This window comes from Kitasatospora sp. NBC_01560 (assembly GCF_045208415.1).
Lineage (GTDB): Bacteria > Actinomycetota > Actinomycetes > Streptomycetales > Streptomycetaceae > Kitasatospora.
The window spans coordinates 8,848,228-8,873,186 of the sequence record NZ_CP109364.1 but is presented as its reverse complement, the minus strand read 5'-3'; the positions used below and the strand labels follow the sequence as shown (position 1 = coordinate 8,873,186).

Annotated in this window: 28 protein-coding genes; 9 read left to right on the top strand and 19 right to left on the bottom strand. The window is 74.8% G+C overall.

The window, feature by feature from the left end; genetic code table 11:
* Positions 1-175: 175 nt before the first annotated feature.
* Positions 176-337: a hypothetical protein gene (locus tag OH807_RS37890; RefSeq protein WP_406208927.1), complete on the top strand. Its 162-nt coding sequence runs from the start codon at positions 176-178 to the stop codon at positions 335-337.
* Positions 338-517: 180 nt separating this feature from the next.
* Positions 518-802, top strand: a complete 285-nt coding sequence (locus OH807_RS37885) for a hypothetical protein (protein WP_406211408.1) — start codon at positions 518-520, stop codon at positions 800-802.
* A 48-nt stretch (positions 803-850) separates the two neighbouring features.
* On the opposite strand, the gene OH807_RS37880 is transcribed toward OH807_RS37885, so the two are convergent.
* The 4 genes from OH807_RS37880 to OH807_RS37865 all read right to left on the bottom strand — a co-directional run bounded on the left by OH807_RS37880 (position 851) and on the right by OH807_RS37865 (position 2,978).
* Positions 851-1,666 carry a hypothetical protein gene (locus tag OH807_RS37880; protein WP_406208925.1) on the bottom strand — a complete coding sequence of 272 codons (816 nt, stop codon included), beginning with the start codon at positions 1,664-1,666 and terminating at the stop codon, positions 851-853.
* Between the two features lie 105 nt (positions 1,667-1,771).
* Positions 1,772-2,056, bottom strand: coding sequence for a DUF427 domain-containing protein (locus tag OH807_RS37875; protein WP_406208922.1), 285 nt, complete (start codon positions 2,054-2,056; stop codon positions 1,772-1,774).
* Positions 2,057-2,233: 177 nt separating this feature from the next.
* The gene (locus OH807_RS37870) at positions 2,234-2,470 is read right to left on the bottom strand and encodes a DUF6296 family protein (RefSeq protein ID WP_406208919.1); all 237 of its coding nucleotides are present in this window, start codon (positions 2,468-2,470) and stop codon (positions 2,234-2,236) included.
* A gap of 271 nt (positions 2,471-2,741) precedes the next feature.
* A complete protein-coding gene (locus OH807_RS37865) occupies positions 2,742-2,978 on the bottom strand; it encodes a DUF2277 domain-containing protein (protein ID WP_406208916.1) in 237 nt (78 codons plus the stop codon).
* A 330-nt stretch (positions 2,979-3,308) separates the two neighbouring features.
* Between OH807_RS37865 and OH807_RS37860 the strand changes: the two genes are divergently transcribed.
* On the top strand, positions 3,309-4,577 hold the full coding sequence (locus tag OH807_RS37860) for an MFS transporter (RefSeq protein WP_406208913.1): 1,269 nt from the start codon (positions 3,309-3,311) through the stop codon (positions 4,575-4,577).
* Positions 4,578-4,715: 138 nt separating this feature from the next.
* On the opposite strand, the gene OH807_RS37855 is transcribed toward OH807_RS37860, so the two are convergent.
* The 4 genes from OH807_RS37855 to OH807_RS37840 all read right to left on the bottom strand — a co-directional run bounded on the left by OH807_RS37855 (position 4,716) and on the right by OH807_RS37840 (position 7,020).
* Positions 4,716-5,258, bottom strand: coding sequence for a gamma carbonic anhydrase family protein (locus OH807_RS37855; protein WP_406208910.1), 543 nt, complete (start codon positions 5,256-5,258; stop codon positions 4,716-4,718).
* Between the two features lie 180 nt (positions 5,259-5,438).
* A complete protein-coding gene (locus OH807_RS37850; protein WP_406208907.1) occupies positions 5,439-6,005 on the bottom strand; it encodes a DJ-1/PfpI family protein in 567 nt (188 codons plus the stop codon).
* A gap of 178 nt (positions 6,006-6,183) precedes the next feature.
* Positions 6,184-6,603, bottom strand: a complete 420-nt coding sequence (locus tag OH807_RS37845; RefSeq protein ID WP_406208904.1) for a hypothetical protein — start codon at positions 6,601-6,603, stop codon at positions 6,184-6,186.
* A gap of 84 nt (positions 6,604-6,687) precedes the next feature.
* Complete coding sequence (locus OH807_RS37840) at positions 6,688-7,020, bottom strand: hypothetical protein (RefSeq protein WP_406208901.1); 333 nt, start codon at positions 7,018-7,020, stop codon at positions 6,688-6,690.
* Positions 7,021-7,284: 264 nt separating this feature from the next.
* Between OH807_RS37840 and OH807_RS37835 the strand changes: the two genes are divergently transcribed.
* Positions 7,285-8,553 carry a glycerophosphodiester phosphodiesterase gene (locus tag OH807_RS37835; RefSeq protein WP_406208898.1) on the top strand — a complete coding sequence of 423 codons (1,269 nt, stop codon included), beginning with the start codon at positions 7,285-7,287 and terminating at the stop codon, positions 8,551-8,553.
* A gap of 86 nt (positions 8,554-8,639) precedes the next feature.
* On the opposite strand, the gene OH807_RS37830 is transcribed toward OH807_RS37835, so the two are convergent.
* Together OH807_RS37830 and OH807_RS37825 are read right to left on the bottom strand one after the other, a co-directional pair.
* Positions 8,640-10,973, bottom strand: a complete 2,334-nt coding sequence (locus OH807_RS37830) for a transglycosylase domain-containing protein (protein ID WP_406208896.1) — start codon at positions 10,971-10,973, stop codon at positions 8,640-8,642.
* A 213-nt stretch (positions 10,974-11,186) separates the two neighbouring features.
* Positions 11,187-12,281, bottom strand: coding sequence for a hypothetical protein (locus tag OH807_RS37825; protein WP_406208893.1), 1,095 nt, complete (start codon positions 12,279-12,281; stop codon positions 11,187-11,189).
* 132 nt (positions 12,282-12,413) lie between these two features.
* On the opposite strand from OH807_RS37825, the gene OH807_RS37820 reads away from it, so the two are divergent.
* Positions 12,414-13,484, top strand: a complete 1,071-nt coding sequence (locus OH807_RS37820) for an SPFH domain-containing protein (protein ID WP_406208890.1) — start codon at positions 12,414-12,416, stop codon at positions 13,482-13,484.
* Complete coding sequence (locus tag OH807_RS37815) at positions 13,481-14,410, top strand: hypothetical protein (RefSeq protein WP_406208887.1); 930 nt, start codon at positions 13,481-13,483, stop codon at positions 14,408-14,410. Before OH807_RS37820 ends, OH807_RS37815 begins: the two co-directional genes overlap by 4 nt.
* Before the next feature lie 108 nt (positions 14,411-14,518).
* On the opposite strand, the gene OH807_RS37810 is transcribed toward OH807_RS37815, so the two are convergent.
* The 3 genes from OH807_RS37810 to map form a co-directional block, all read right to left on the bottom strand.
* Entirely contained in the window at positions 14,519-15,865 is a 1,347-nt protein-coding gene (locus OH807_RS37810) for a DUF2254 domain-containing protein (protein WP_406208884.1), read from the bottom strand.
* A gap of 207 nt (positions 15,866-16,072) precedes the next feature.
* Entirely contained in the window at positions 16,073-16,498 is a 426-nt protein-coding gene (locus OH807_RS37805; RefSeq protein ID WP_406208881.1) for an acyl-CoA thioesterase, read from the bottom strand.
* 104 nt (positions 16,499-16,602) lie between these two features.
* Positions 16,603-17,370: a type I methionyl aminopeptidase gene (gene map / locus OH807_RS37800; protein WP_406211407.1), complete on the bottom strand. Its 768-nt coding sequence runs from the start codon at positions 17,368-17,370 to the stop codon at positions 16,603-16,605.
* Between the two features lie 80 nt (positions 17,371-17,450).
* On the opposite strand from map, the gene OH807_RS37795 reads away from it, so the two are divergent.
* Together OH807_RS37795 and OH807_RS37790 are read left to right on the top strand one after the other, a co-directional pair.
* Positions 17,451-17,720 (top strand): helix-turn-helix domain-containing protein, encoded by a 270-nt coding sequence (locus OH807_RS37795; protein WP_406208878.1) that lies wholly within the window; start codon positions 17,451-17,453, stop codon positions 17,718-17,720.
* Between the two features lie 150 nt (positions 17,721-17,870).
* On the top strand, positions 17,871-18,245 hold the full coding sequence (locus OH807_RS37790) for a YciI family protein (protein WP_406208875.1): 375 nt from the start codon (positions 17,871-17,873) through the stop codon (positions 18,243-18,245).
* 34 nt (positions 18,246-18,279) lie between these two features.
* Here OH807_RS37790 and OH807_RS37785 read toward each other — a convergent pair whose 3' ends face one another.
* From OH807_RS37785 to OH807_RS37770, 4 genes are all read right to left on the bottom strand, one after another.
* Positions 18,280-18,420 carry a hypothetical protein gene (locus OH807_RS37785; protein WP_406208872.1) on the bottom strand — a complete coding sequence of 47 codons (141 nt, stop codon included), beginning with the start codon at positions 18,418-18,420 and terminating at the stop codon, positions 18,280-18,282.
* A 149-nt stretch (positions 18,421-18,569) separates the two neighbouring features.
* On the bottom strand, positions 18,570-19,355 hold the full coding sequence (locus OH807_RS37780) for an SDR family NAD(P)-dependent oxidoreductase (protein ID WP_406208869.1): 786 nt from the start codon (positions 19,353-19,355) through the stop codon (positions 18,570-18,572).
* A complete protein-coding gene (locus OH807_RS37775; RefSeq protein WP_406208866.1) occupies positions 19,352-20,824 on the bottom strand; it encodes an MFS transporter in 1,473 nt (490 codons plus the stop codon). Before OH807_RS37775 ends, OH807_RS37780 begins: the two co-directional genes overlap by 4 nt.
* 132 nt (positions 20,825-20,956) lie before the next feature.
* Positions 20,957-21,547, bottom strand: a complete 591-nt coding sequence (locus OH807_RS37770) for a TetR/AcrR family transcriptional regulator (protein WP_406208864.1) — start codon at positions 21,545-21,547, stop codon at positions 20,957-20,959.
* A gap of 165 nt (positions 21,548-21,712) precedes the next feature.
* Here OH807_RS37770 and OH807_RS37765 point away from each other — a divergent pair, with 165 nt between their 5' ends.
* On the top strand, positions 21,713-22,198 hold the full coding sequence (locus tag OH807_RS37765) for a DoxX family protein (protein ID WP_406208861.1): 486 nt from the start codon (positions 21,713-21,715) through the stop codon (positions 22,196-22,198).
* A 119-nt stretch (positions 22,199-22,317) separates the two neighbouring features.
* Here OH807_RS37765 and OH807_RS37760 read toward each other — a convergent pair whose 3' ends face one another.
* Together OH807_RS37760 and OH807_RS37755 are read right to left on the bottom strand one after the other, a co-directional pair.
* Positions 22,318-22,614 carry an MTH1187 family thiamine-binding protein gene (locus OH807_RS37760; RefSeq protein ID WP_406208858.1) on the bottom strand — a complete coding sequence of 99 codons (297 nt, stop codon included), beginning with the start codon at positions 22,612-22,614 and terminating at the stop codon, positions 22,318-22,320.
* Positions 22,615-22,850: 236 nt separating this feature from the next.
* On the bottom strand, positions 22,851-24,407 hold the full coding sequence (locus OH807_RS37755; RefSeq protein ID WP_406211405.1) for a SulP family inorganic anion transporter: 1,557 nt from the start codon (positions 24,405-24,407) through the stop codon (positions 22,851-22,853).
* Positions 24,408-24,959: the final 552 nt, after the last annotated feature.

Genomic DNA, 24,959 nt, shown 5'->3' with positions numbered 1-24,959 from the left:
CGGGCAGTCGCAGGACGGACGGCGGCCGCCCCGGGGCCGGTCCGGTTGGCCGCGGGGTGGCTGTGGAGGCAGGCTGGAGGGGTGAGACAGAGACCCGGTCCGGCGACCGGCCGGTAGCGCCCCCGCGACGGGGCGCCCGGTGCGGCACCGGCCGGCCGAGGAGACGGAGGGCGCGATGACCGACATGAGCGCACGGTCCGAGGTGAGCGTCGACCGCGAGGAGGACGTCCGCGCCGCCGACCCCGAGGAGGGCATCACCTCGATGCAGAACCAGCACGCGCAGGACACCTCGCAGGCGGAGGGCGAACCCCTGGAGGAGCCCGGGGCGCGCAGCTGACCGTCCACGGGAACGAGTTGCCAGGAGGCCGCCCGGTGCACGGGCGGCCTCCGCGACCACGGGTGTCGCTGCCGCAGCGGCGGCGGACCGGCGAGGGAGGATGGGCGCATGAGCGAGCAGCAGCAGGGCGCAGCACCGGCGCAGGGCGGCGGGGCGACCGGGCCACCGGGGGATCCGCGGATGTCCTGGGCCACCTGGACCACGCAGTCGATCATCAGCGGCCCCGGCGGGGTCACCACCGCCGAGGTCGGCCCGATCTCCGGCGACCTGACCGTGCACACCACCTGGGTGGACGGCGAGGCCCGGCTGACCGTGCAGTACACCGGGGCGCTGGACTGGTACAGCGTGGCCGGGAGCCCCGTACCGGCGGCGGACGAGATCACCGCGCGGGCGATTCACCAGGCCATGGTCAACGCCGTCAAGGCCGGCCGCGGTGCCGGTGCGCCGGTGGCACCGGGCATCTGATCACGGCCGCTGACGAGCCCCGCCGGGATCCGGCCCCGGCGGGGCTCGTCAGGGGCCGGTCCTGCCGGGCAGGACCGGCCCCGCGGCGGACCAGTAGCCGCCGTCCACCGGGGGGCGGGAGCGCAGGTCGGCGCGGACGGCGCGGCCCACCTTGCGGGTGTCCCGGCGGTTGACGGTCGCACCGATCCCCGCGCCGACCAGGAGCGGGACGAGTGAGGGCAGGCGGCGCAGCGTGCTGCGGGTGAGCCGCTTGCGGACCTGCTGGCGGACTTCGGCGCCGAGCGCCATCGCGGCGAATCCGGCCGGTTTCACGAGCAGCGTCGCGTCGATGCCCCGGCGGTTGGCCCAGGCCCCGACGTAGGCGGAGGCGCGCTGGGTGGTGGTGCCCTGCGCGGGCTGGCCGTAGGCCTCGTGCAGCTCGGCGATCAGCTTGATCTCCACCGCCGCCACGGCGAGCGTCTCGGCCGCGATCTCCAGGGCCATCGCGGGTGGCACGGGCAGCATCGCCGCCGCCCCGACCCCGGCACCGAGGGCGGCGGAGGCACGGGAGGCGCCGGTGACCAGCAGGTCGGCGAGCTGCTCCGGGTCGTTGGCGCCGGGGTGCTGGGCCCGCAGGGTGGCGAGGCTCCGGACCGGGATGCGCGGCGCCGCCACGAGGAGCTGCTCGGTCAGCGTCCGCCCGCCGCGGGCCGCACCCTTGGCGGCGAACCGGCCGCCCCTGCCGAGCTGTCCGGCGACCCCGGCGACCAGCGCCGCCCCGCGGCGCCGGCCGCGCTCGGCCCGCTCCTCGGAGACCGGCCCGGCCGGGCCTGTGTCGACCGGGCCGGTGGCGGGCTGCTCCAGCTCCTCGACCAGCTCGGCCAACTCGTCGGCGAATTGGCCCGGGCGAGGTTCCGGCTGCCCGGACCGTCCCGGTTTCCTGAAGATTGCCATGCTCTGCCGGTACCCGGAGGGGCGCGGTGGTACGCGCTATTCGGTGATCTCCACCCCGCGCCAGAAGGCGATCCGGCCGCGGACGTGCGAGGCGTCGGGCTTCGGATCGGCGTAGTACCAGGCCGCGTCGGGGTTGGTCTCCCCCTCGACGTGGATCGTGTAGTACTCGGCGGTGCCCTTCCAGCCGCAGACGGTCGTGGTGTCGGACGGCCGCAGGTACTCACTGCGGACGGATTCGGCCGGGAAGTAGTGGTTGCCCTCGACGACGGTGGTGTCATCGCTCTCGGCGATGACCGTGCCCTGCCAGCGCGCGGTAGTCATGCGGGCGATTCTGCCGGACGGCGGCGCGCCGCGGGAGTGCGCCTCCGACGTGGGTTTCGGAGGCGCGGTTCGCAGATGCGGTTCGCAGATGCGGTCCCGAGCCGCGGTCCGAGCCGCGGTCCGGAGCCGCGGTCCGAGCCGCGGTCCGAGCTGCGGTCCGGACCCGGGCTCGGGGCGCTACGGGAGGGGCTGGGCGTGCACGGGGAAGTGCGGGGACTGGTGGCCGCCGCTGGCGAGCATCCGGACCTCGCCCGAGTCGCTGATCTCGGCCCGGACGATGCCGCTCGCGTCCTCGTAGACGGGGTGCCCGCCGGGGCCGGTCGTGCTGGTGCGGGTGACCACGACGACATCCTGAGGGGCCTGGGTGCCGGGCGTGCCCGGGAAGGTGAGTGCGAAGCGATCCGCGGGGCTCATCGCCGACCTCCTGATTCCTGCGGGTCCGTTCCGGTCCTTGCCCGGTCCTTGCCCGGTCCGTTCCTGCCCGTGTCTCTCGGTGCCTGGTGGCCGTGCCCGTGGTTGGCCGTGCCCGTGCCTGCCTGCCTGCCTGCCGTGTGCCGCTGTCTGCTGCCTGCTGCCTGCCTGCCGGTGCCTTCTGCGCGGTGCCGGTCCCGGCCGCGCCGACCGGCAGGCCGGGCCGGGGCTTCGCGGTCCGGCTGCTGCCGGCGGGTGCTGCGTCCGGTCCCGCTCAGGTGTCGGCCGGCGCGGGGCGGGCGGACGCGCCGCGCACCTCCAGCTCCGCGAGCAGCCTCGCGGTCGCCTCGGTGACGGCCTCCACGGCCCGGTCGAAGGCCTCCCGGTTGTGCGCCGCCGGGGCCCGGAACCCCGACACCTTCCGCACGTACTGCAGTGCGGCGGCGTGGAAGTCCTCCTCGGAGGCGTCGGGCGTCACCGGCGGTCTCAGCGTCTTGATACTGCGGCACATGACCCCAGTTTCGCGCGCGGAGGCCCGGCTGGCGACCCTCGTCCGTCACCGTTCCGACATGGGCGCATAGCAGCGGCGTCATCCGACCGGATTAGGATTTCGGACGAACTAATCGCTCTCCGCCCGCCTCGCACCCCCGCCCGCACCCTCACGCCACCACCTCCACGCCCTCGCGCCCCACGCCCTCCCCCGCCGCCCCGCCGCCTCTGCCGCGCCGCCGTCGCCGCCGCTCCTGCCGCCGGGCCCCTGCTCCTGCCCCCGTCGGCCCGACGACCGTGCCGACGCCCTCCCTGCCCTGCCCTCGGGCGGGCGTCACCCCGGAGTCCCGCCTTGCCACTCGCGCTGGTAGCCCTGGCCGTCACCGCTTTCGCCATCGGCACCACCGAATTCGCCGCCATGGGGCTGCTCCCCCAGGTGGCCGACAACCTCGACGTCTCCATCCCCCGGGCGGGATGGCTGATCTCCGCCTACGCCATTGGCGTGGTGATCGGCGCCCCGCTGCTCACCGCGCTCGCCGCCGGCCGCCCCCGCAAGAAGGTGCTCGTCGCCCTGGCCGGCCTGTTCGCCGCCGGCAACCTGCTCTGCGCGGTCGCACCCGACTTCTGGTCGCTGGCCGCGGCCCGGCTGATCACGGGCCTGCCGCACGGCGCGTTCTTCGGCGCCGGGGCGGTCGCGGCCGCCGAGCTCGTCGCCCCGCACCGACGGGCCCGGGCCGTGGCCGTGATGTTCTCCGGCCTGACCGTCGCCAACATCGTCGGGGTGCCGGCCGCCACCCTGCTCGGGCAGCACCTGGGCTGGCGGTCGACCATGCTGGTCGTGGTCGCCATCGCCGCGGCCGGCACGCTCGCCATCGCCCGTCTGGTGCCCGAGCTGCCCACCCCCGCGCAGTCCGGTCTGCGGCACGAGCTGAGCGCCTTCCGCAACGGGCAGCTCTGGCTGGCCCTGGCCACGGTGGTGTTCGGCTGCGGCGGCTTCTTCGCCTGCTACAGCTACATCACGCCGCTGCTCACCGAGGTCTCCGGATACGCGACCGGCTCGGTGACGATGGTGCTGGCGCTGTTCGGCGTGGGGATGACGATCGGCAACGTGCTGGGCGGGTTCGCCGCGGACCGTGCCCTGCGCCCGACCGTGTGCGCCGCCTTCGTGCTCTCCGCCGGCGCCCTCGCGCTGCTCGCCGTGACCGCCCAGGCCGCGTGGTCGGCCGCCGTCACGGTGATGCTGGTCGGGCTCTTCGGCTTCGCGATCGTCCCGGCCGTGCAGACCCTGGTGATGCAGAAGGCGCACCGCGCGCCGACGCTGGCCTCGGCCACCGTGCAGGGCGCGTTCAACCTGGCCAACGCGCAGGGTGCGTACTTCGGCGGCCTGGCCCTGGACGCCGGGCTCGGCTGGACGTCACCCACCCTGGTGGGCTCGGGGCTGGCCCTCTCGGGCGCCGCCATCGCGCTGATCGCCTGGGCCGCCGACCGCCGCCGGCCGGGCACCGCCGAGCCGGCCGGGCCTTCCGGGCCGGGCGCACCCGCGGCTGCGGTTCCGCCGCCGCGGGCCCCGGAAGCGGCCGACACGGGCCCCGCGGCCGTGATCACGGCGAAGGGTGCCTGATCGCCCCGGGGCCCGTCCCTGATGCCGTGCCGCCGTCCACCGCACCGCCGTCCGCCCACCGCCGTCCACCCCACCGCCGTCCGCCCACCGCACGCCGGGCGGACGGCGGTGCGGCGTCCGGCCGCCGAACCACCGCCGTTACTGCGCCGGGCGCTCGACCGGCACGATCTCCCGGTGGCCGTCGGCCAGCAGCCGGTAACCCTCGCCGTTGAACTTGATCCCCGCCCGCTCCTCCTCGGTCAGCTCGCGCCGGACCTTCGCCGGCACCCCGGCGACCAGCGAGCCGGGCGGCACCTCCATCCCCTGCGGCACCACCGCACCCGCGGCGACCAGCGAGCCGGCGCCGATCCGGGCACCGTTCAGGACCGTCGAGTTCATCCCCACCAGGACGTCGTCCTCGATCGTGCAGCCGTGCAGCACGGCGTTGTGCCCGACGGAGATCCGCTCGCCGATCACCAGCGGGAAGCCGAGGTCGGCGTGCAGGGTGCAGTTGTCCTGGATGTTGCTCCCCGCACCGACCGTGATCACCTCGGCGTCGCCGCGGATCACCGCGCCGTACCAGACGCTCGCACCGGCACCGATCGTCACCGAGCCCACCACCACCGCGTTGGGCGCGACGAAGGCCGTCGGGTCGACGGTGGGGACGCGACCCCCGACTGCGGCGATCAGCGGCTCTGCCATGTCTCGTCCTCCTGGTGACGCCCGGCGCTCGGTGTGCCGCACATGATCGCACCCCGCTCCGACCGGGCGGCCCGGGCCCCGTCACCGGACCGTCCCGCTGGACCATTCCACCGGGCGGGTGGGCCGGAAAGGCCGGCCGGCGCCCCCCGTGGGGGACGCCGGCCGGCCGCCGGGCACGGTTCAGGCGAGCGGGGCCTTCACCCGCAGCACCTCGACGAAGGCGCGGATCCACGCCGGGTGGTCCGGCCAGGCGCGGGCCGACACGACCACGCCGTCGACGACCGCCTCGCCGTCCACGTACTCCGCGCCCGCGGCGGCCACGTCCGGCTCCAGGGCGGGGTAGGCGGCGCTGCGCCGGCCGGAGAGCACTCCGGCGGCGGCCGTGACCAGCGGGCCGTGGCAGATCTGCGCGACCGGCTTGTCGGCCTCGAAGAAGTGCCGGACGATGCGCTGCACCTCCGGGTCGTTCCGCAGGTACTCCGGGGCGCGGCCTCCGGGGATCACCAGGGCGACGTACTCGGCCGGGTCGACGTCCGAGAAGGCGAGGTCGGCGGGCCAGGTGTAGCCGGGCTTCTCGGTGTAGGTGTCGAAGCCCTCCACGAAGTCGTGCACCACGAACTGGAGCCGCTTCCGGGTCGGCGCCGCGATGTCGACCTGGTAGCCCTCCTCGCGCAGCCGCTGGTAGGGGTAGAACACCTCCAACGACTCCGCGGCGTCACCGGTGACGAGCAGGATCTTCGATGTCATCGCGGACATTCCTCCAGATGATCGACCGTCAGACATGGTGCGGGCCCGCCATGGTGAGCACCGGAGCGGGCCTGGACCAACCTCCCGCACCCGGTGGCACCGGCGCAACAGGGCGCACCGGTCGTCCAGCAGCGCGCGATCCGCGGCGCGCGCCCCTCCCGACCGCGGGGCACCGGCGTCAGTTCCGGCGGAACATGAGCTCCTTCGGCCGGTACATCGCCAGCCTCGGGATGCTCTGGGCCGTGAAGGCGAAGAACGTCAGGGTGCAGGGCCCTTCCCGGCCCGTCCGCGAGATGTCCACCCCGAACCGTCCGTCACGCTCGAACTCCTCCCACGTCCCCGTGGCCGGCGTCGGCGCGGAGTCGGGGCCCGCGTTCACCCCGCCGCAGAGCGCCGCCGGGAGGAGCGACCCGCCGCCCAGGCGGCCTCCCCCGTCGAAGACCAGCACCGCCGACCCGCTCGACCAGCGCCCGACCGGGCTCGCCGGCTTCTCCCCCCTGTCGGAGAGGAAGACCACCGCGAGGACCACGACGACGAACACCACCACCCCCGCCACCGCCCCCCGCACACCGCCGCTCACGGATCCCCCGTTGCTCACGATCCGGATCATAGGACCGGACACGGGCCGATCGCCCTGGGGTTTCCGCCTTGCCCGCGGGCGTGGGCCGGACAACCGGGCGCCTCAGCGGAGGCCGGCCGCGTGCGCGACGCAGGCCAGCAGAGCCGCGTTGCCCACCGCCCCCGCACCGACGGCGCCGAGGAACCGCGCGGAGGTACCGTCCGGCCACGGGCTCAGGACCAGCGCGGGGAAGTAGCCGGGCATCGCCCACAGGGCGGCCGCCCACCGCCGGCCGTGCCCCGCCGGCCCGGGCCCGGCGGACGGCCCCCGCACGCCGGACGACTCCCGCGCGGCGGAAGGCTCCCACGCGGCGGCGAGGGCGAGTACCGAGGCGACGGCGAGGTACCCGGCCGAGGGGCAGAGCACGGCGGGGAGACCGAGGACGGTGTGCGGCATGCTCCCATCCTGCGACGCCGGCGGGGCCGTCCGCATGAGTACCGGTACTCAGGCGCGCCCACGGGCGCTCCCGCCCGCCGCCGGCCCGGTAGCACCGCATCCACACCGATACGTGGCGGAACTTCGCCGGTCGTTCGCCCCCAGGCCACCCGCCCGGGCACCACTGCTCCTAGTCTGCGGGCGGCGGCCACCACCGCACGCACCACCGCGGTGCCGCCAACCCGGCCACCACCGCCACGCCACCAGTGCGAGCTAGGAGCTTCCATGACGTACCGTCCGCTCGACGGCAGCAGCCCGGAGACACCCGCGCCGGGCGCCGACTCCTCGCGCCGCCGGTTCCTGCGCGCGACCGGCGTCGCCGGCATCGGCGCGGCCGCGTTCGCCGCCGGGGCCGGGGACGCCTTCGCGGCGTCCGGCGAGGACCAGCCCGACGCCGCCGACGAGCGCGGGGCGGCCGCCGCCCCGACCGGGACCCGCACGCCCGTCCGCACCGGCACCGGCCTGGACCGGCTGCCGCACCCGCTGGTGATCGGCCACCGCGGCGCCCCCGGCTACCGCCCGGAGGAGACCCTCGGCTCCTACGAACTCGCCCTGGAGCTGGGCGCGGACGTCATCGAGCCGGACCTCGTGCCGACCAAGGACGGCCAGCTGGTGATCCGCCACGAGAACAACATCGCGGAGACCACCGACGTCGCCGACCACCCCGAGTTCGCGGGCCGCCGGGCCACCAGGACCATCGACGGGCAGCCGCTCACCGGCTGGTTCACCGAGGACTTCACGCTCGCCGAGCTGAAGACCCTGCGGGCCAAGGAGCGCCTGCCGCTGCAGCGCCAGCGCAACACCCTGTACGACGGCCGCTGGCAGATCCTCACCTTCCGCGAGCTGGCCGACTTCGCGCGCAAGCGCGGGCGCGAGCTCGGCCGCGAGGTCTGGCTCTACCCGGAGACCAAGCACCCGAGCTACTTCCGCTCGATCGGCCTGCCGCTGGAGGAGCGCCTCGCGGACGAGCTGCGCCGTACCGGCCTGGCGGGCCGGCGCGGGCGCGCGATCCTGCAGTCCTTCGAGCCGAGCAGCCTCCAGCGGCTGGCCAAGCTGGTCGACAACCCGCGGATCCAGCTGCTCGGCGCCGAGAACACCCAGCCGTACGACTTCGTGCTCTCCGGGGACAAGCGGACCGTCGCCGACCTGGTGAAGCCCGAGGGCCTGCGCTGGCTCGCCACCTTCGCCCACGGCATCGGCCCGACCACGCAGTTGATCGCGCCGGTGGACGCGAGCGGCAAGCTCCGGCCGCCGACCACGCTGGTGCGCGACGCGCACGCGGCCAACCTGCTGCTGCACCCGTACACGGTGCGCAACGAGAACGCCTTCCTGCCGCTGGACTACCGCCGCGGGACGGACCCGAACGCCTACGGCGACGCGATCGGCTGGGCGAAGTACCTCTACGAGCTCGGCGTGGACGGCTTCTTCACCGACCAGACCGACACCACCATCCTGGCGCGGCAGGACTTCTGGGCGGCCAAGGGCGTCGGCTGACGGCCTGCCCCGCGCCCTCGGCGGCTGCCGACGCCCGTGCCCCGGACCGTTCGTACGGTCCGGGGCACGGGCGTCGGCAGGCCGGATCAGTGGTCGTCGCCCTGACCCTCCGTCTGTGCCTGCCCCTGCCCCTGGCCCTGGTCGGTGGGCTGCGCGTTGCGCGGCCGGGTGGGTGCCGTGGTGCGCCCGCCGCCGGGCCAGCCCGGCGCGGTCTCGGGCCGGCTGCCGCCCGGTGCGCTCGCGCCGCTGCTGCCGGACCCGCTCGCGCTCGGGTCCTTCTTCGGCGGCGGGTCGGGGATGTAGACCGTCCGGAAGTCCTGCTCGGGCATGCTCCGGACGGCGTCGCTCATCGCCTTCTGCCAGATCGGACCGGGCCCGGTCGCGCCGAACACCTCGTCCTGGTAGTGCCCGCCGATCCGGATGTTCTTCATCGGCACGCCCTTGGCCGGGCCGCCGAGCCAGACCGAACCGGCCAGGTTGCCGGTGTAACCGCTGAACCAGGCCGCCTTCTTCTCGTCCGCCGTCCCGGTCTTGCCGGCGATCTGCCGGTCGTCGTCGAGGCCGAGGTCCCGCGCGGTGCCGCCCTTCTCCGTCACGCCGAGCAGCACGGTGTTGATGACGTCCGCGGTGTTCTCCGCCATCACCCGGTCGCACTTGGCGGGAGTGACGGGCACGTCCTTGCCGTCCACCGTGGTGATCCGGTTGATCGCCAGCGGCGTGCAGTAGGTGCCCCGGGCGGCGAAGGTGGCGTAGACGTTCGCCATCGTCAGCGGGCTGACCTCCTGGGTGCCCAGGCCGAGGGCGGGCACCTCCTCCAGCGCGTCGCCGTTGGCCTTGCCCGCGACGCCGAGCTTGTTGGCCATCTGCTTGACGGCGCAGAGGCCGATCTCCTGCTCCATCTGGACGAAGTAGGTGTTCACCGAGAGGGCCATCGCCTGCTTGAGCTCGTACGGGCCGGCCTCGCTCGCCGACTCGTTGGGGACGGTCCCCTCCTTCTTGCCCTTCTTCAGGTTCTTCCACGTCCCCGAACAGGTGGACATGTTCGGCCAGTCGATCCGGTTCTGGGCGGGGTAGGACTGCGTCGACGGCAGCCCGGCCTCCAGAGCGGCGGCGGCCACGATGGGCTTGAAGTTGGAGCCCGGCTGGAAGCCGTTGCCGCCGCCCATCGCCGCGTCCACGTTGTAGTTGACGACGGTCTGGTTCTTGTTCGGGTCCAGGCCGTACGGGCGGGTCTGGGCCATCGCGAGGATCTTGCCGCTGCCCGGCTCGACCATCGTCATGGCGGCCGAGACCGGGTCGGTGACGAAGACCTTGGTGCTGACGGCGTTCTGCGCCGCGGCCTGCTTCACCGGGTCGAGGGTGGTGTAGACGTTCAGCCCGCCCTGGTCCCACAGCTTCTTCCGCTCGGCGGCGGTCTTGCCGAACACCGGGTCCTGCTTGATCACGTGACGCACGTAGTCGCAGAAGAAGCCCATGCCGGCGTTGGCGGTGATGCAGCCGTTCTGCGGCTCCTTGTAGCGCAGGCCGAGCGGGGCCGCCTTGGCCTCCCGGGCCTGGTCCGCGGTGATGTGCTTGTTCTCCACCATCTTGTCGATGACGGTGTCGCGCCGCTTCTGGGCGGCGACCGGGTGGAGCTTGGGGTCGTACTGGGTCGGGTTCTGCACGAGCCCGGCCAGCGTGGCCGCCTCGGGGAGGGTCAGGTCCTTGGCGTCCTTGCTGAAGTAGCGCTGGGACGCGGCCTGGATGCCGTACGCCTGGTGGCCGTAGAAGGTGATGTTCAGGTAGTTGCTGAGGATCTGCTCCTTCGTCAGGTCCTCCTCCAGCTTGATGGCGTACTTGAGTTCCTGGATCTTGCGGCCGATGGTCTTGCGCTGCGCCTCGCGGACGGCGACCTGGTCGTCACCGGCCTTCTCGACGTTGACGTTCTTCACGTACTGCTGGGTCAGCGTCGACCCGCCCTGGACGGCGGTGCCGCTCTCCGCGTTCTTGGTGACGGCCCGGAGCACACCCTTGAGGTCGACCGCTCCGTGCTCGTAGAAGCGCGCGTCCTCGATGTCCACCTGGGCCTGGCGTATCAGCGGTGACATCTGGTCGGCGGGTATGACCGTGCGGTCCCGTTCGTAGACCTTGGCGATCAGCCCGCCGCCGGCGTCGAAGATCTGCGAAGCCTGGCTGAGCGGCGGCGTCTTGAAGTCGTCCGGGATGCTGTCGAAGTTGTCGGCCGTGTTCTTGGCGCTGAGCCCGAGCGCGCCGGCCGCCGGCAGGATCAGGCCCGCCAGCAGGACGCCGGCCAGCGTGCTGTAGCCGAGGAACTTCAACAGGTGGCCCACCAGCCCGAGCGGGGTCTCCCGGCGCGGGGGGCGCGGGACCCAGGTGTCGCCCTGGTGCGGGGAGGAGGTGCGGCGGCTCATCCGTGACATAGCGGGAACACTACGTCCACGAAAACCCCGCGCGGGGCGGGTGTTGGCCAAGCTTTGTCACAAATCGGCGACAGATTCACCTCATCGGAAGCCGCTGGACAACCAGCCCGCCCAACCACCCGGAAAGGCAAGGTCCGTTCGTCCACGCCCGGACCCGCCCCGGGCCGTCCGACCTGCGGTTGACGTGAGCGCGGCGGCCGCAGCGCCTGACGGTCAGTCCGGCTTGCGCTTCTTCCGCAGGCCGAGCACCGCTCCCACCACGGCCAGCAGGAACACCACGCCGAGCGCACGGTCGGACGGCCCGCCCGAGGAGGCGGGCGCAGCGGACGATCCGGGCTGGGCGGACGCCCCGCCGGAGGAGCCCGGGCCCGGGGCGGCCGGGGCTCCGGAGGTCGGCGCAGCGCCGGGCACGGGCTTCACCGTGTCCGGGAACTGGTCGTCCGCCAGGGGCTCCCGCCAGACCGGGCTGTCCTTGCCCTCGGTGCCGTACAGCACCGCCCGCCCGTCCGCCGTGAAGGTGACGGACTCGCCCTGGCGCTGCAACGGCGCCGAGAGCGCGCCGAGTTCGACGGGCGCGCCGTCCTTCCAGCGGTACAACTGGGCGGAGAGGTAGCCGCGCAGGACGAGCCGGGTGCCGTCCGGGGAGAAGGCGCCGTCGGTGACCCAGGGGGTGTCGCCGATCCGGCGGAAGGTGTTGATGCCCGCGGTGGAGAGCTTCTCCGGCCCCTGGTAGAGCCCGCCCCCGCCCTGCTTCTTGCTGGCGATGTAGGCCCGGCCGGTGACCGGGTGGACCATCAGCGCCTCGGCGTCGCGCGGCCCGTCCTCGTAGCGGACCCGGTAGCGGACGGCGTCCACGGTCTGGTCGCGCAGTTCGGCGGGTTCGGCGAAGGAGTAGATCCAGACCTCGGGCCACTTGCCGCCGAGGTTGTCGCCGATGTCGCCGACGTAGAGCCGGCCGTCGGGGCCGAGCGAGATCGCCTCGACGTCGCGCGGTTCGATGCCGCGCAGGGTGACGGTGGCGACGGTGCGGCCCTGCGAGTCGACGGCGTAGACGTACGGGCCGTCGTCGCTGTCGTTGTGCGTCCAGTAGACGCCGGGGTGGGCGAGGCTGGCGGCGAGGCCGCTCGACTCGGTGATGCGCGGGTCGCCGATGGTGAAGGCCTGGCCGGGGCGGTCGGCCGCGTGGGCGGGCGGGGCGGCCGCCACGACGACCCCGAGCGCGGAGGCGGTCGTGCAGACGGCCGCGGCCAGGGCCGCCGACGCGCGCACCGCCCGTCGATGCCGCTCCCACCGCGTCTTCGTTCGCATCCTCAGCACCCGGCGATCCTCCCACGCCGGGCCGGGCGGACGCCGGACCGGCCGGGCACCACCCCTTTTCGTCATCTTGACGAGATTGCCGTGGAGCCAATATCGTCCCAGTGACGAAAAGGGGTGCCACTCATGGCCGACATCACCCGGCGCTTCGGACTGCGCCACCTGCGCGCCGTCCCCACCGCCCACATCCGCCACCTGAAGCGCGGCACGATCGCCCACGAGGGCGCCGGCCTGGCTTTCTGGTTCCGGCCGCTCAGCGCCGCCCTCTCCGAGGTGCCGGTCGACGACCGCGAACTCGCCATGCTCTTCCACGCCCGGACGGCCGACTTCCAGGACGTCACCGTGCAGGCCACGCTGACCTACCGGATCACCGAGCCCGCCACCGCGGCCACCCGCGTCGACTTCGGCATCGACCCCGACACCGGTGCCTGGCGCGCCGCCCCGCTCGACCAGATCGCCACCCTGCTCACCGAGACCGCCCAGCAGCACGCGCTCGGCCTGCTCGCCCGGACCTCGCTCGCCGCCGCACTCGTCGACGGCGTCAGCGCCGTCCGCGAGCGGATGGCCGCCGGGCTGGCCGCCGAACCCCGGATCACCGAGACCGGGCTCGCCGTGATCGCCGTCCGGGTCGTCGCGCTGCGCCCCGAGCCCGAGGTCGAGCGCGCCCTGCGCACCCCCGCCCGCGAACTCGTCCAGCAGGAGGCCGACCGGGCCACCTTCGAGCGGCGGGCCGTCGCCGTCGAGCACGAGCGCGGCATCGCCGAGAACGAACTCGCCAACCAGATCGAACTGGCCAAGCGGGAGAAGCAGCTGATCACCCAGCAGGGCGCCAACGCCCGGCTCCAGGCCGAGGACGAGGCGGCCGCCGACCGGGTGCGGGCCGACGCCGAGGCCGAACGCCGCACCCGGCTGGCCGGCGCCGAGGCCGAGGCCGCCCGCGTCCTCTCCGGTGCCGAGGCCGACGCCGCCCGCGCGCTCGGCGAGGCCCGGGCCGCCGCCGAGGCCGCCTGGCTCACCGCCCACCAGCAGGCCGACCCGGCGGTGCTGCGGGCGCTCGCCCTGATGCGGCTCGCCGAGCACCTGCCGAAGATCGACAGCGTCACCGTCACCCCGGACCTGCTCACCGGCCTGCTCGGACGGCTCGCCGGGCCCACCGGCCCCGTTGTGCCGGGCGCGGCGGGCGCGGGTGAGCGATGACGCTCGCGCCCCGGGCCGTCCTGGTGCACCGCCGCACCGAGTACGAGGAACTGCTCGCCCACCACGGCACACCCGGCCAGGCCGCCTTCTTCCTCTCCTCGCGCGGCCGGTCCGTCGCCGAGGTCGAGGCCCGCCACCGGCGGCAGGGTGAGGCGCTCGCCCGGGCGGCCGCCGCCGTCCCCCTGGACTGGCGGCGCACCCGGGTCGAGCGGGCCGACCTGCCGCGGTTCCTGTTCGAGCCGGAGGACGTCGTGGTGGTGGTCGGCCAGGACGGACTGGTCGCCAACGTCGCCAAGTACCTCGACGGCCAGCCGGTCATCGGCGTCGACGCCGACCCCGGCCGCAACCCCGGCGTCCTGGTCCGCCACCGCGCCGACGCGCTGCCGGCCCTGCTCCCGGGCGCCGTCGCCCGCAGCGCCGCCCGGCACCTGGACGAGCGCACCATGGTCGAGGCCGTCGCCGACGACTCCCAGCGGCTGCTGGCGCTCAACGAGGTGTACGTCGGCCAGCCCGGACACCAGACCGCGCGGTACCGGCTGGCGGTGACGGAGGCCGCGGCGGCGAGCCGGCCGGTGGCCGAGGCCGCCGCCGAGCCGCAGGCCTCCTCCGGGGTGCTGGTCGGCACCGGCACGGGCGCCACCGGCTGGTGCCGGTCCGCCTGGCTGGAACGCGGCGGACCGCTCGACCTGCCCGGAGCGGCCGCACCCGCTCTCGCCTGGTTCGTCCGTGAGGCCTGGCCCTCCCCCGCGACCGGCACCAGCCGGGTGCACGGGCTGCTGGACCCCGGCCGGCAGCTGGTGCTCACGGTCGAGTCCGACCGCCTGGTCGCGTTCGGCGACGGCATCGAGACGGACGCGCTGGAGCTCACCTGGGGCCAGACCGTCCGGCTGGGCGTCGCGGCGACCAGGCTGCGGCTGATGACCTGACCGGGTGACGGACGCCGTGGGTGTCATGGCTGTCGTGGGTTTCGTGGAGCGGGACGGTAGGACGGGTGGGACGGCTCCGCACCGGGGTGGCGGCCCCGCGCCGGGGCGTCAGCCCTGTGCGGCGCGGTCGGCGTGCGCGGCGAGGACGGCCAGGTAGCGGCGGTGCACGTCCTCCCGGTCGGCCGGCTCGGTCACCGACTCCGCGCTCACCCGGTCGATCATCCCGGCCTGCCGGAGCAGCACCTCGCGCTGCTCCTCCGTCCTGGTCTCCCGCATGATCTCCGCCAGGGCGTCGAGCTGCCGGATCAGCACGGCCGGCATGCCGTGCGCGGTCTGGCGGATCTTCTCGAAGGCGCGCTCCACCAGCCGCTCGTAGCTCACCGGCGTCGAGATCACCCGGATGTGGCCCGCCGCGTCCCGGTGGACCGGGTCGGGCTGCCAGCGCGACGCGATCCGGCAGAGCCCCTCCCCCAGCCAGTCGATGCAGGTCAGCGTGGTGAAGGTGTCGTTCACCGCGGTGGACAGCGCCCGGATGGCGATCTCCACCAGCTGATCCACCGCGAAGGCGATGTCCTGGGCGAGCGTCCTGGTCGGACCGGTGATGTGGGCCCGGGCGAAGCTCCGGGCCACCTCGTCGGCCGCCGTGGCCGGCCAGACCGTGGCGAGCTGGTGCCCCTGCACCAGGAAGTGGCCCGGCCGGTGGTCCAGGCGGATCACGGCGTCGAGCTCCGCCGCCATCGCGACCAGCGTGCGGTGCCGGACGAACTGCAGGTAGCCGCTGGCCGGGGCGGGGACGCTCGCCCCCGCGGCGTCCAGCCGCTCGTGCAGCTCGTCGGCGCTCGGGCCCCGGTCCACCGCGCCGCCCGGGGCGGGCTCACCCGCGCCCGCGTCGATCGCCGCCGAGAGCTCGGCCGCGATGTTCGCGATGACGTACGGCAGTTGGATGGAGGTGGCGATGTGGTGGATGAAGTAGATCAGCACCCCGAGGTCGGCCAGGACCAGGGCCATGCAGACGGTGATGGACAGGTGCGGGACGAACTCGCCGCGCGAGGACGGTCCGATCACCACCAGCGCGAGCACCGCGAAGAAGAACGTCCCGACGAAGGTGCCCAGGGTCAGCTGGGTGGTGCGGTCGCGGATGAAGGTCCGCAGCATCCGGGGCCCGAACTGGGTGGAGGCCAGCGTCAGGGTCACGATCATGATCGAGAACACCACGCCGACGACGGTGATCAGGGCCGCCGCGATGGCGGCGAGGATCTGCCGGGCGGCGTCGGCGGTGCCGCTGATGACCCAGCTCGGCAGCGTCAGCTCGCCCCGGTACGCGGCCCGGTCGAGGGACCAGGTGACCAGGAAGAGCAGCCCCGCGAGCACCACCTCCAGCATCGGCACCACCCAGAGGTTGGTCCGCAGTGCCTCCCGACGCCACTGCGCCTCCAGATGGACCCCACCGATCACCTCGCCCGCCTCCAGCCCCTGCGCACCGGCCCGCCGAACGCCTCCTCGTCCCAGCGTCGTCCGGGCGGGCGGCCGGCGCCCGCCGGGCCGCCCGCCCGGGTGGCACCGGCGGCCGGCCGGAGCAGCGGTCGGCGTGCTGGAGGAGGCGCTCCGCCCCGCGCTGACGGGCCAGGACCGTGCGCAGGAACGGTGGGTGGTGAGCGGCGCTCAGAGGCCGAGCAGCCCCGGGTCCGACGCCAGCGCGCGCAGTGGCTCGCGCGGGTCCGCGACCAGCCGCCGCGCGGCCAGGTCGAGGAAGCCTCCGACGCACGTCACCTCGGCGGCGAGGACGCCGTCCGCCCGGGTGATGGTCTGCACGAGCTCGAAGGTCTTGCCCGACCCCCAGACGAAGCGGCAGCTCACGCCCACCTCGTCACCGGCGCGCAGCTCCCGCCGGTACTTGACCGTGGTCTCCAGCACCACCGGGCCGACGCCCTTGGCCAGCAGGTCGGCCTGCTGCACGCCCGCCGCCCGCAGGTGCTCCCAACGGGCGTGTTCGGCGTACTGGAGGTACACGGCCTGGTTGAGGTGGCCCTGGGTGTCGGTCTCGTACCCGCGTACGGTGACCGGCACCGTGAAGTCATGATCCGTCATGGCCTGCACGCTACTCCGGGTTGCCCGGCCGCCTGCGGGTAACCTCCGTCACGGTCGCCCCCGTTCGACGGCCCGGGCAGCCGTCGGGCGCCCCGCCCGGCGGACTACGGCAGGGTGAGGATCCGGGGACCGTCCTCGGTGATCGCCACCGTGTGCTCGATGTGCGCGGCGCGGGTGCCGTCGGTGGTGCGCAGGGTCCAGCCGTCCGGGTCGGTGTCGTAGTCGTCGCGGCCGCCGGCCGTGAGCATCGGCTCGATGGCCAGCACCAGGCCCGGCCGGAGCGGGTAACCGCGCCCCGGGCGTCCCTCGTTGGGCACGTGCGGATCCTCGTGCATCCGGCGCCCGATGCCGTGCCCGCCGAAGCCCTCCGGCAGCCCGTACCCCTGCGCGCGGGCCACCCCGGCGATCGCGTGCGCGATGTCGCCGGTCCGGTTGCCGACGACGGCCGCGGCGATCCCGGCCTCCAGCGCCCGCCGGGTGGCGTCGATGAGCCGCACGTCGGCCTCCGCCGCCGCCCCGACCGTGAAGCTGACCGCGGCATCGCCGGCCCAGCCGTTGAGCAGCGCGCCGCAGTCGATGCTCAGAAGGTCCCCGTCGCGCAGCCGGTAGCCGTCCGGGATGCCGTGCACCACGGCGTCGTTGACGGAGGCGCAGATCACCGCCGGGAACGGCACCGGGGCGAAGGAGGGCCGGTACCCGAGGAACGGCGAGCCGGCCCCGGCCTTGCGCAGCACCTCCCGCGCCACCTCGTCCAGCTCCAGCAGGCTCACCCCGACGCCGGCCGCCGCCTCCACGGCCGCCAGCGCCTCGGCCACCACCCGCCCGGCCTCCCGCATCGCCGCGAGCCCTGCGTCCGACTTCAGCTCGACCATGTCGTCGATCTCCTCGATCCATCCACCCAATTCTTATACCGGTATTTCTATCACGGTCGCGGCGGTATTAGTATTGGCCCATGGTGAGGACCCCGTTGACCCCCTGGGAGCGCAACCGCGGCGAGCGCTTCGGCGCCCTGCTCCGCGAAGCACGCGGCAACCGCAGCATGGTCGAGGTGGCGGCAGCGGCCGGCATCTCCGCCGAGACCCTGCGCAAGATCGAGACCGGCCGGGCCCCCACACCCGCCTTCTTCACCGTCGCCGCGCTCGCCTACGCGCTCGGCCTCTCCCTCGACGCCCTCTCCGCCGCCTGCGTCCTCCCCGAGGACGGCGAGGCACTCTCCGCGTAGCCGGGGCTCCAGGGCAGGAGTGGGGGTCCGGGGCAGGAGCCGGGGTCCGGGGCCGGGGCATCGGGGCGGGGGTCTCGGCGCCAGGGCATCGGCCGACGCCCGACCCGCCGGCTGCGGGCACCCGTCCGGCTCCGGTGCAAGGATTGCGCCATGAAGTACCTGGTGCTGATGTACGCCGATCCCGCAGCGACCGCGGCGATGACGGCGGAGGAGCGGGCCGACGTGTTCCGCCGGCACGAGGCACTCCACCGTGACCTCGACGGCTCCGGCGAGATCCTGAACGGCGCGGGCCTTGCCTACCCCGAGGACACCGCGACCCTCCGCGGGACGCCCGACGGCCCCGTCACCACGACCGACGGGCCACTGGTGGCGGCGACCGAACAGCTCACCGCCTACTACGTGCTCGACTGCGAGACTCCGGAGCGGGCCCGCGCCATCGCCGAACGCGTCGTCGACTTCCACGTCGTGGCCGTCGAAGTCCGGCCGATCCACGACTCGTTCGGCATGGATCACGACAGCGACTGACCCGCCCGGCGGGCGGAGCGGCGCTGCCGTGACGTCAGCGGCTGCGCTGCCGGAGCGCGGCGAGCGCCAAGGCCGCCGCCTCGGCGGCCGAACCGACCACGTCGACGGTGACAAGGAGCCCCCGCGCGGCGTAGTACCGGGCCATGGGCTCCACCATCGCGTCGTACCTGCTCAATCAGCCGCGGATCCGGTGCTTGATCTCCAGTTGCGCGCGAGTCGCCTCGGCGGCGTGCCACCGTTGCGGACGTGCGACGACCGGCCGATCGGCTTGTCGCCGGTCGGCCGGTCGCGGGTCGGTTGCGGGCCTGGGGTCGTCGGGCGGCGTCAGGCTGTGATGCCGCCGTCGAGGACGAGGTCGGCGCCGACGGTGAACGCGGCCTCCGGGGAGGCCAGGTGGAGGACGGCGGCGGCGATCTCCTCCGGGGCTCCGGCGCGGCCGGCGGGGACCTGCTCCTTCATCCGGTCGGCCTTGTCCGCGGCGCTCTCGCCGGGCCGGCTGGACATGCTGGTGTCGACCGGGCCGGGGCTGACCGAGTTGATCCGGACGCCCTCGGCGATGTGGTCGCGGGCCGCGGCGCGGGTCAGCGTGCCGACGGCGGCCTTGCTGACGGCGTAGGCGCCGAGGCCGGCGAGGCGCATGTGGGTGCCGAGGTTGGACGAGATGTTGACGATGGCGCCGCCGCCGCTGGTGCGCATCTCGGCTATCTGGTGCTTCATGGCCAGCCAGGTGCCCGTCAGGTTGGTGTCGATCACGCGCTGCCAGTCCTCCTCGTCGAGGTCGGCGAGCGGGCCGGGGGTGCCGAGGATGCCGGCGTTGTTGACGGCGACGTCCAGGCCGCCGAACCGCTCGACGGTCTCCCGGACCAGCCGGGCCGCGTCGCCGCTGCGGGCGACGTCCCCGACCAGGGCCACGGCCTTGCCGCCCGCGGCCTCGATCAGGGCGACGGTCTCGGCGAGCGGTGCCCCGGTGCGGCCGGCCACGGCGACCTGGGCCCCCTCGGCGGCGAAGGCGAGGGCGATGGCGCGGCCGATGCCGCTGCCGCCACCGGTGACCAGGACGGACTTGTCGGCGAAGCGGGCGGTGGTAGCGGCGGTGCTGCGGGCGTTCATGCGGAGTACTCCTGGGTGTGGGTGATTCGGGCCGGCCGGGAGGTGTTCCCGGTCGACAGGGCGACCGCGGCTGCGGTCAGGGCGAGCCCCGCCGCGGCGGCCGCGAAGGCGGCGGCGTAGCCGCCGACCACGGTCGGGCGGGTGGCGGCGAGCGCCATCAGGGCGGCGACGCCGGTGGTGGGGCCGAGTTCCATGGCGGTGTTCAGGACGCCCGCCGCGAGGCCGGTGCGCCCGGGGCGCACCCCGCCGGTGGCCAGTGCCGACGCGCCGGCGAAGGCGGGGCCGGCACCCGCCGGGAGCAGCAGCAGCCCGGGCAGCAGGCCGGTGGCGTACGGGCTGCCGGGGGTGAGGCCGGCCAGCAGGGCGAGCCCCGCCGCGGCCACCACCAAGCCCCCGGCGGTGACGGCGGTGGCGCCGTACCGGACGGTGAGCGGCGCTGCCAGCCGGCCGGCCGTCAGCAGTACCGCCGCGTACGGGAGGAAGGCGGCGGATGTCGCCAACGCGCCCCAGCCGCGGACCTGTTGGAGGTAGAGCGGCAGCAGCAGGAAGGTGAGTGCGGTACCCGCGGCGGTCGCCATGACGGCGGTCAGGGCGGCGGCCCGCCGCCGGTCGGCGAGGAAGCCGGGAGGCAGCAAGGGCTCGGCGGTGCGGCGTTCAACGGCGGCGAAGGCGAGCAGCAGGGCGACGCCGACAGCAAGTGGGCCGAGGACGACGGGCGCCCGCCAGCCGTTTTCGCCGGCCGCCACCAGGCCGTAGCCGCTCGCGCAGATGCCGCCGGCGGCGAGGGCGGCGCCGGGCAGGTCGAGCCCGCCGGGCAGGCGGCCACCGAGCCGACCGGTGAGCCGAGCGGTGAGCCGACCGGCGCGCAGCCGGGGGGACGGCGGCCCGGCGGGCGGGAGCGGGGAGGCAGCGGGTGGGAGCAGGGCGGCGGAGCGGGCGAGCACCGCGAGGGCGACGAGCACGGGGACGGCGAACAGCCAGCGCCAGGAGGCCCAGGCGGTGACCGCGCCCGAGAGCAGGTTGCCGGCGGTGGCGCCGAGCACCGAGAGACCGCCCCACGTGGCCATCGCCCGGCCGTAGTCGGCGGTGCGGGGGAAGAGCGCCCGCACGACCGCGACCGCCGCGGGGGCGGCCAGTGCGGCACCGACGCCCTGGGCGAAGCGGGTGACGAGCAGGACCGGGAAGGTCTGTGCCGTGGCGGCGGCCGCCGAGGCGGCGGCGAGCAGCAGCAGGCCGGTCCGCAGCATCCGGCGGCCGCCGTACCGGTCGGCGAGCCGGCCACCGAGCAGCAGCAGCGAGCTGAAGGAGAGCCCGTAGGCAGCGCTGAGCAGCAGGACGCCGGAGGGGCCGAGGCCGAATTCGCGGGCGACCAGGGGCAGCGGGACGGACAGGATCATGATCGTGAAGATCAACGTCGCCTGGACGGCACCGAGCAGTGCGAAGCCCGGCCGTAAGGATTGCGGAACCATGAAATCCCCCCTCGCTTTACAGACCGTTCGGTCTAGTATCGAGTCGAAAAACGGGCCCCAGGCGCCCCATGCGTCACACCCGCCCGCAGCCGGACGGCGATCCCGGGGCACCCCCGCCACCCCGGGATCCGCTCAGCCCAGCAGCGCGAGCGCCTGCTCGGCGGCGTCGTCCAGGCGCGCGGTGGCGTCACCGGCCTTGCCGATCACCCGCATCCCCTGCAGCAGCACGAGCAGCATCCGCGCCAGCGCCCGGGGATCCCGCCCCTCGGGCAGCTCCCCCTGCGCCTCGGCCCGGACCAGCGCCGAGGTCAGCAACGTCTCCAGGTGACCGAGGCTGTCCGCCACCCGGCGGGCCGCACCCGCGTCGTGCGGGGCGAGCTCGACCGCCGTGTTGGTCACGAAGCAGCCGCGCCGGGGCCCGCCGTCCCCGTCCTCGCCGGCCTCCCGCGCATAGCGGCGGACCACCGCGCGGACGGCCGGCAGCACCGGGCCGGGCTGCGAGAGCTCGGCCAGCAGCACCGGATCGCCCTGCTCCCCGTAGCGCTCCAGCGCGCGCAGGTAGAGCTCGCGCTTGCTGCCGAAGGTGGCGTAGATGCTGGCGCGGGCGATCCCCAGCCCCTCGACGAGGTCGGTCATCGAGGTGGCTTCGTAACCGCGCTGCCAGAACAGCTCAAGAGCGGACTGGAGCGCCGCGTCGGGGTCGAATTCCTTGGTGCGGGCCATGACTGAACCCTAGTCATATCGAGACCGAACGGTCAAGAAAGATCGAGGGTGGAGCCCGGAACTTCGAGCACGGCCTATTTGACGGAGCCTTGTCAAGTGCCCATCAGTAAGGCTACCCTTACCGCCGCTCGTCCCCCGTCCCCTCCCCACAGGAGGCACCTCCCCATGCCTGCAAGCCCGCAACAGACGATCGACGCCGCGCGCCCACTGGTGCTGACGGCCTTCCGGGTCGTCGTCGGACTGCTCTTCGCCTGCCACGGCGCCGCCTCGCTCTTCGGCGTGTTCGGCGGCGCCAAGGGCGGCGGCACCGTCCCGGTCGGCCAGTGGCCCGGCTGGTGGGCCGCACTGATCCAGCTCGTCGGCGGCCTGCTCGTCCTGGTCGGATTCGGCACCCGGATCGCGGCCCTGCTCTCCTCCGGCTCGATGGCCTACGCGTACTTCACCGTCCATCAGGAGCACGCGCTGCTCCCGCTGCAGAACGGTGGCGAGGCCTCGGTGATGTTCTGCTGGGCCTTCCTGGCGATCGCGGCACTCGGCTCCGGCCCGTTCGCGGTGGACCGCCTGTTCAGCAGGAGCACCACCGGCCGGACCGGTCGCACCGGACAGCCGGAGACCGCCGGGCGCAGCTCGCAGCCGACCGCCGCGGGCTGACCGGCAGCCGCCGACGGGCGGCCGCCGGCCCCGCTCGCACCGGGACCGGCGGCCGCCCCGCAGCGCGCCGCACCACCTCGCGGCGCTCAACACCCGCGCACCGGCGGCGGGGAGCCGCCTCACCCCTCGGCGAGGTACCGCTCGACCGTGGCCACCTTGGCGGTGAGGCCGTCCGAGACGCCCGCCCGGTCGTCGATCTTGATGACGGTGCTCACCCGGCCGCTGTAGGCCTTCACCGCCTCGATCGCCGCCCGGATCACCGGCATCACCTCGTCCCACTCCCCCTCGATGCTGGTGAACATGGCATCGGTACGGTTCGGCAGCCCGCTCGCGCGGACCACCCGGACGGCGGCGGCGACCGCCTCCCCCACCTCCTCGCCGACCCCCAGCGGGGTGACCGAAAACGCTGCGATCACAGTCCTGCGCTCCTCTCCCGGACGGCCCGGCGGTCCGGCTGCCCGGCGGTCCGGCGGCTTCAGGAGCCGACGGCCCGACGGCGCTGCGGCCCGACGGACCGTCACGATGCTGCTGCCCGGCAGGCCGCCGGGCACCGCCACCAGGCTAGGGCGCGTCCGGCGAGCGCACTCGGACGAGCGCACGTCCGACGGCGCTGCCGCCGGCACCGGACTCCGGCCGGGTGCCGGACGCCGCGTCAGACCACTGTCGGCAGCGGCGGATCGACCGCCAGCGAGGCGGTGCTGCGGGCCCGGTGCTGGGCCGCCCAGGCGGTGAGCGCCACCGTGCAGGCGTGGTCGAGATGGCGCAGCCCGGACCAGTCCAGCTCGACCGGGCGGTCGGCCGGCAGGCGCTCCAGCGCGTCCAGCAGTCGGGGCAGTCGCAGGAAGGTCGCGTTCCCACTGAGCCGGACCCGCATCACCGGCCCCTCCCCGACCGCCCCGTCGGACAACCGGTCGGACAACCCGCCGGCCGCCCCGCCGGCCGGCCCGTCGGTCACCCCGCCCGCCGTGCCCTCCCGGGCCGGCAGCTCCTCCACGCCGATCTGCAGATGCGAGGTCTGCCAGGCCGACTTCACCACCGCGAGACCGATCCCGACCAGCACCCCCTCGAACAGGTCGGTGGTGATGACCGCCACCGCCGTCACCACCAGCACCAGCGCCTCGCCGCGGTGCTCGCGGCAGAGCGCGACGATCCGCCGGACCGGGACGAGCTTGGCCCCCGCGTGCACCAGGACGGCGGCCAGCGCCGTCAGCGGGACGAGGCCGAGGGCACCGGGCACCAGCGCGGTGAAGAGCAGCAGCCAGAGCCCGTGCAGCACCCGCGAGGCCTTCGTCCGCGCCCCCGCCTGGACGTTGGCCGCGCTGCGCACGATGACCGCCGTCATCGGCAGTGCGCCGAGCAGCCCGCAGAGCGTGTTGCCGACGCCCTGGGCGGTCAGCTCCCGGTCGTAGTGGGTGCGCGGGCCGTGGTGCATCCGGTCCACCGCCGCGGCGCTGAAGAGCGTCTCCGCGGAGGCGATCAGGGTGAAGGCGAGGAGGGTGCCGAGGCCCGCCGTGCTCGCCAGCTCGCCGAGCGCGCCGCGGTCCGGCAGCTGCACCACGTCCAGCAGACCGGCCACCCGGATCCGGGCCACCGGCAGGTCGGCGGCGGCGGAGACGGCCGCCGCGAGGCCGACGGCGGCCAGCGGCGCGGGCACCGCCCGGCCCACCCGGGCGGGCAGGTACTTCCAGAACACCAGCACCAGCAGGGTGCCGGCGCCGAGGGCGACCGCGCTCGGGGTGGCGGCCCCGGTGACGGCGTCGCGGAGCAGCGCCGGCAGCCCGGCGATCTTCTCCGGCCCGGTCGCGGGCGCCTTGCGGTCGGCGAGCGCGTACAGCTGGCCGAAGAGCAGGGTCAGACCGATGCCGGCCAGCATGCCGTGCACCACCGAGGCGGACATCGCCCGGAACCAGCGGCCCAGGCGTAAGGCACCCATCGCCAGCTGGAGCAGGCCGGTGCCGAGCACCAGCAGGCCGAGCGCTCCGGTGCCGAACTCCTGCACGGCCTCGTAGACCAGGACGGTCAGCCCGGCGGCCGGGCCGCTGACCTGGAGACTGCTGCCGGGCAGTGCACCGACGACGAGGCCGCCGACGATCCCGGTGACCAGCCCGAGCTCGGCGGGGACGCCGGAGGCGACGGCCACCCCGACGCAGAGCGGCAGCGCGACGAGGAAGACCACCAGCGAGGCCGGCAGGTCGAAGCGCCAGGGCACGGCGCGCAGCGCGGCGGCCGGAGCGGCGAACCGCGACGCCCGGCGCGGCCGGGCGCGGCCCGGCGGGGCGTTCCGGCGCGGACCGCCGGGCGGGCTCTTCCGGCGCCGGGGCAGGGCGCTCACCTCGCCACCGCCGGGGCGTGCGAGGGGCGGACGGGGGGACGGCAGGCGGTTCGGTGCATGGCTGCGTTCCTTCCGCGCGCCGGCCGGGAGGCGGGCGCGCCACTGGGAGGGAGCCCGCCGCCGCGCCGTTCGGCACGGGCGCGAGTACGGCACGGGCGCACGCAGCGCACGGGCGCGCGGTCGGCTCGGCGGCGGGGTCGTACGGGCGGATCGGCTGGACGCTCGGCGCAGCGAAGTCCCGCCCGGTGCGGCGACGGGACGCCCGCCCGGTGTCCGCGGCGCCCGCGCGCCGCGGTGGGACCGGTCCCGGCGGCGCGGGCCCGGCGGTGGACGAGCGGAGTCGGCGGACGCGACGAAGTCGGCGGGTGCTGCGAAGTCGGCGGGTGCTGCGAACGCCGCGGACTCTGCGACTCGGCGGACTCGGCAGCG